1 protein-coding gene is annotated in these 716 nt (G+C 49.0%); it reads left to right on the forward strand.

Features of this window, described 5'->3' with window-relative positions; genetic code table 11:
• The coding region (locus UXI14_RS18060) for a MauE/DoxX family redox-associated membrane protein (protein WP_335967368.1) at positions 1 to 364 on the forward strand (364 nt) is incomplete at its 5' end.
• Between the last annotated feature and the right edge of the window lie 352 nt (positions 365 to 716).

A 716-nucleotide genomic window follows, 5' to 3' on the forward strand; every position in this document is an offset into this window, starting at 1 on the left:
AGCGACCAAACTTATGGAAGGGGACCGTTTTTTCAATAACCTGAACAACTCCCCTATTATCCCCGGCAAAGCAATAGCCATTGTGCTCAGTTGGGCGGTACCCCTCTTGGAAATTGCAGTGGCCGCCCTTATCGCTTGGCCCGCCACCCGGCTCAAGGGCCTTTACGGCGCCCTTGCCCTTATGGTATTTTTCACCCTTTATGTAGCGGGCATCGTATTTTTCAGCCCCTATGTCCCATGCTCCTGTGGCGGGGTGATCACGCTGTTATCCTGGCCGCAGCACCTGGTGCTCAATACGGTGCTCATCTTACTGGCTATAACCGGTATAAGGCTGTACGGGAAAAAGGAGCCGGCGTTCCCCTAAAGTACGTCGGGGCAGCAATACGGACCCCGATGGGCCGTCCCGTGTATTCCCCCGTTCCTGCTCGATTGTTTAAAAGTCCGCCTAGGCCCTTTCTAGGCGCCACGATATTTTGTTGCGCAACAAAAGCAGGGAAGAAAACGCCGAAAACCTGCCCCCCATAGAAGTAGGCATAGTATTAACAATTAAAATTATTTTAATCATGAAAAATTTAAAATTAATGTTACCGATGTTGGCCTTTATCATGGCCATTGGAATGTCTTTTGCGTTTGTGGACGCAAATAAAACCGTTGTACAAGGGTATTATGAAGCATCTCCGGGAAATTGGCAATCAGTAAATGTTGATTGTGAGGGT

This window comes from Galbibacter sp. PAP.153 (assembly GCF_037029175.1).
GTDB classification, from domain to species: Bacteria; Bacteroidota; Bacteroidia; order Flavobacteriales; family Flavobacteriaceae; genus Galbibacter; species Galbibacter pacificus.